The following is a 5,312-nucleotide window of genomic DNA, read 5'->3' as shown; positions in this document are numbered from 1 at the left end:
GGAACTATTTTTGGCAATGACCGATAATTTATCTTGCAAATGCTTAGCCCCTACTGACAACTGACAACTAACAACTGACCAATATGCAAACAAAAAATGTAGAGTTGGATCTCTCAGATCCTTGTTTTTTACTTACCACATTACAAGAACTTCGTCAATCTGTTGATCAGGAAGGCAAGGAAATATTTGAACGCTGGAAAAAGCAAATTCACCGACAATCTTTTATTAATAGTAGTCTCAATCTTGCCTATTATTTGGCACTGAGAAGACACGATTTACGAGAACTGCAAGCGGCTTTAATGCCTTGGGGTTTGTCCTCATTGGGGAGGATAGAAGCTAAGGTTTTACCTACCTTAGATGCGGTGATTGCCACCTTACAGGCAGTTTGTCACACAGATAATGATTCTATCATTATACATCCACCTTTGGACGCATTTTTTGAGGGCGATCGCCTTCTCCAACAAAATACCGAAGATTTATTTGGTAACACCCTCGATAACCGTCGAGTTAGAATCATGGTAACGTTGCCAAATGAAGCCGCTACCAATTACGAATTTCTGCGGGATATCATTCGGCAAGGGACCAATTGTGTGAGAATTAATTGCGCCCATGATACCCCCGGTGAATGGTTAGCCATGATTAACAATGTCAAACAAGCAGAATTAGAATTAAAATCTTCTTGTAAAATTCTCATGGATTTGAGTGGTCCCAAAACCAGAATTAAATTTGTTCTTACCCCCAGTCCCAAACAACGAATATTTAAAGGTGAATCTCTCCTCCTTACCCATGAGTTACCCACTACTATTGATTCTGAATTTTTTCAAGCCAGTTGCACAATTCCAGAAGTATTAAAACAACTGAAAATTGGTACAATAGTCTGGATTGATGATGGCCGGATTGGTGCTTGTGTTGAGTCAATTACATCTGAGGGAGTATGGTTAAAAATTACCCATGCCCGTCTTAAAGGTGAAAAACTATTACCAGAAAAAGGCATTAATTTTCCTGACACTGAATTACATTTGAGTTCTTTAACAGAAAAAGATCAACAAGATTTAGATTTTATTACCACTCATGCTAATCAAGTTAATATTATCGGCTATTCCTATGTGCAAACACCCGCAGATATTCAGCTTTTACAACAGGAATTAGCGGTAAGATTACCAGAAAATTCTCCCACACCTGCCATAGTGGCGAAAATCGAAACACCCTTAGCCGTTAGCAATTTGCCAGAATTAATTATTCAAGCCGCTGGAAAACAACCCTTTGGAATTATGATTGCCAGAGGAGATTTGGCGCTGGAAATTGGTTATCAACGACTGGCGGAAATTCAAGAGGAGATATTATGGTTATGTGAGGCTGCCCATATCCCCGTAATTTGGGCAACTCAAGTCTTAGAAAATCTCGTCAAACATGGAATGCCTTCACGGGCAGAAATCACTGATGCTGCCATGTCAGAACGGGCAGAGTGTGTCATGCTCAATAAGGGTGATTATATTATTGAAGCTGTGGCTATTTTAGATGATGTTCTCACCAGAATGCAAGCCCACCAAGTTAAAAAAACACCCCAACTACGGGCTTTACATTCTTGGTAATTGGTAATAGAAAATAGACATCTGGTGAAAATTAAATATGCGTGACTTACAACCCTTGTAGAGATGTTCCATGGAACGTCTCTACGTTCTTTTGTGGAGATGTCTAAGAGGTTGTTTGAAAAGTATTAGATGAAACCGATAATCTCCAAAAACCTAACCCCCCAGCCCCCCTTCCCTACGAGGGAAGGGGGGTTTCAAAGCCTCTCCCCTTGCAGGGGAGAGGTTTGGAGAGGGGTCAGTCTATACATTCAAAACTTTTCAAACACCCTCTAATATATCCAAAGTTCTCTCCTGTCAATGTGGTTACAAAACTATATATTTAAATTGTGAATACTTACTATTTGAAATGTTTACAAAATTAAAGTTTCATATATAGAATATTCAGGGTACAATCTAATTAATTGCTCAAAAATCAATTAAATGATATTTATATTACCAACAACAATCATTTGGTTAAATTGTACGTAATTTTTTGAAATAAATTTTCTCACTCCAAACCCTTGCTATCCATATCTATCAAATTTATTAACTAATGATTTGTAGATTTTAATCGGTATGACATTAGTTACAGTATCATCTACTAATCAGATTAACCAATGGACGCATTCACTAACAGATTTCACCGAAAATTGATTAATTTACCTAATTTACATCAAATTATTCATTATTCTCCCTTAACTATTAGTCCTGATAGTTGTGTGATGGATGCTATTAACTTGATGAATCAACAACAAGATCATAAAGTTACAGTTAATAACCCGATCCATCAAGTAACCGACTATGTTTTAGTAGTAGAGGGAAAGCAATTACAAGGAATATTTACTATTAAAGATGTATTGAGAGTAATTACCTTAAATACCGACCTATCAGCGGTAAAAATGGCAGACGTGATGACTCAGCCGCTAATTACTCTCAAATATTCAGCATCTGAGCATATTTTGACAGTGTTTGCACTTTTACAGCAGCATTCTATTCACTATTTACCAATAGTAGATGATAAAGACAACTTAATCGGTATTGTCACTGAAGCAAACTTGCTGCAAGCCTTAAATATAGAAAAAATGATTGGTGTGGTTGAGGCATTGCAGGAAAATTTGCTAGATTTGAAGACAGAACACATACCAATTAATGAACAACTGGAAGTAATCCGTAAGCAAACTCATAATCATTTACAAGAATGGGCAAAAAAACAAGTTGACGAGAATTTACAAATTAATCGAGAACTGCAAGAAACTTTAGAAGAACTGCAAATTGCCGAAGAAGAACTACGTCAACAAAATGAACAACTAATCTATTCTCGGCAAATTACTGAAGCAGAACGACTGCGTTATCAAAATTTATTTGAATTTGCACCTAATGGTTATTTAGTAACTGATGCTTTAGGGATAATTCAGCAAGCTAATCATGGGGCAGCATCCTTACTATCTGTCCGTCAAGATCATCTTGTTGGCAAACCATTAGTAGTTTTTATTGCTGAAGAAGATCGTTCTCAATTTGTATCCCGGTTAAAAAAATTGCATGAATTACAGGAATGGGAAATGAATTTCCAGTCCCGTAAAGGTTTACTCTTTTCTGCTAGTGTGAGAGTAAATTCTATGGTTGATAATGAGGGTAAACGGACTGGTTGTTTATGGTCAATATCTGATATTAGCGACAGGAGAAAATTAGAAGCAGCACTCCGTCAAGATAGCGATGTCTTGGAAGTTCGGGTAAAAGAACGCACGGCAGAATTAGTGATTGCCAATAAGCGATTGCAAGAAGAAATCATTGAACGGCAACATATTCAAGCGTCCTTACAAGAAAGTGAAGCCCGACTCACCTTAGCACTAGAAGCAGGTAATATTGGGATCTGGGATTGGCATATCCAAACCAATGAAACTCTCTGGTCTCCTACCATGGGTTTAATGTATGGTTTACCTCTCAATAGTTCCTGTCCTAGTATTGAAGACTTTCTCAATTTAATCTATCCTGAAGACCGTCAGCATTTTCAAAACTGTGTCAGTCATTCCCTGGCGAAAAAAGTTGATTTTGTCTGTGAACATCGGATAGTGGATTGTGATGGTATCCTACATTGGTTGAGTTCTAGAGGAAAAGTTTACTGTAACGAAAATGATCGGCCAATCCGCATGATTGGCACAACTAGAGACATTTCTGAACGTAAACAAACGCAACGGCAAATATATGAACAAGCGGCCCTATTAGATATTGCGACTGATGCAATTTTTGTCCGAGATTTTCAAGCCCAAATCGTCTTTTGGAATCAGGGGGCAGAGAGGATATATGGTTGGGAACGTCAGGAAGTTTTAGGTAAGAATCCCAAGGATATTTTTTACGATTCAACTTCCCATGAACAAGAGATAATCGCCCTAAAAACTGTAGTTACATCGGGAAGTTGGGAGGGTGAGTTACGCAAACGCACACAATCAAACCAACTAATTATTGTTCAAAGTCGCTGGACATTGATGTTAGATACTGATGGACAACCTAAATCTATTCTCACAGTAGATACTGATATTACAAAAAATAAACAACGAGAAGAGCAATCTTTACGCGCTCAAAGAATGGAAAGTATTGGAACTTTAGCTGGAGGCATTGCCCACGATATCAATAATATCTTAACACCAATTTTAGCATCTGCTCAATTACTCAAAAGTAGTAGATTATCTGAAGAAAAACATAAAGATCGTCGTCAGCAAATGCTGACAATTATTGAAAATAATGCGAAACATGGTGCAGAACTAGTCAAACAATTGTTATCCTTTGCCAAAGGTGTTGAAGGCAAACAGACGATTGTGCAGATTAATGATTTGATCAGCGATATTATCTACTTGGTCAGTCAAACATTTTCCAAATCCATCACATTTTCTAAGCATATTCACCCTAAATTATGGACAGTGCTTGCGGATAAAACCCAACTGCATCAAGTATTAATAAACTTAGTGGTTAATGCTGCTGATGCTATGCCTGACGGTGGATGTCTCTCTGTTTCTACAGAAAATTTGTATCTTGATGAAGAGATGATCCAGATAAATCATCATGCTACAGTTGGGAATTATATTGTGATTACGGTTAGAGATACGGGGACGGGAATGTCACCGGAAATATTAGAAAGAATATTTGAGCCATTTTTTACCACTAAGGATTTTGGTAAAGGCACAGGATTAGGACTATCAACAGTGTTAGGAATTATTAAAAGTCATAAGGGGTTTATTAATGTTGAAAGTCAAATTGGACTTGGTAGCGTATTTCAGATATTTTTACCATCAGTTAACCAAGAAGTTTCCCCTTTAGAATCCGATCATCAAGAAATATCTCAAGGACAGGGAGAACTAATTTTAGTAGTAGATGATGAAGCCCATATCCGGGAAGTTACAACAACCATTTTAGAAGCCTACAATTATCAAGTTCTTACCGCTAAAAACGGCGTGGAAGCAATCAATACTTACAACCAATACCGGGATCAAATCAGAGTAGTATTGATGGATATAATGATGCCAGGAATGAATGGAAATTCCGCCATTTGCAAGTTAAAAGAAATCAACCCCCAGGTGCTAATAATTGCTTGTAGTGGATGCAATATAGAGAATATGTTAGAGCCAAATAATGAATCTCAAGTTACAGCAATTTTATCAAAACCCTATACTAATGAAGAGTTATTGGCAAAATTAAATTTTGTCCTCAAGTAAGTTGTCAGTAGGGGCGAAGCATTTGGAAGATAAA

General features: G+C 37.3%; 2 protein-coding genes. Both read left to right on the top strand.

Translation table 11 applies throughout. The features are described from left to right. Positions 1-83 precede the first annotated feature (83 nt). A complete protein-coding gene (locus FJR06_RS22760) occupies positions 84-1,592 on the top strand; it encodes a pyruvate kinase (RefSeq protein ID WP_174783522.1) in 1,509 nt (502 codons plus the stop codon). A gap of 596 nt (positions 1,593-2,188) precedes the next feature. Further along, on the top strand, positions 2,189-5,278 hold the full coding sequence (locus FJR06_RS22755) for a PAS domain S-box protein (protein ID WP_015079870.1): 3,090 nt from the start codon (positions 2,189-2,191) through the stop codon (positions 5,276-5,278). The last annotated feature ends 34 nt before the right edge of the window (positions 5,279-5,312 follow it).

It is taken from the genome of Dolichospermum sp. UHCC 0352 (assembly GCF_009711925.1).
GTDB classification, from domain to species: domain Bacteria; phylum Cyanobacteriota; class Cyanobacteriia; order Cyanobacteriales; family Nostocaceae; genus Dolichospermum; species Dolichospermum lemmermannii.
The sequence above is the reverse complement of the archived record's forward strand: the minus strand, read 5'-3'. Positions and strand labels throughout refer to the sequence as shown.

What these genes read in the sequence shown, in the direction of transcription:
- FJR06_RS22755 (WP_015079870.1), top strand. Translation starts at nt 2,189, where the DNA reads ATGGACGCATTCACTAACAGATTTCACCGAAAATTGATTAATTTACCT.
- FJR06_RS22760 (WP_174783522.1), top strand. Translation starts at nt 84, where the DNA reads ATGCAAACAAAAAATGTAGAGTTGGATCTCTCAGATCCTTGTTTTTTA.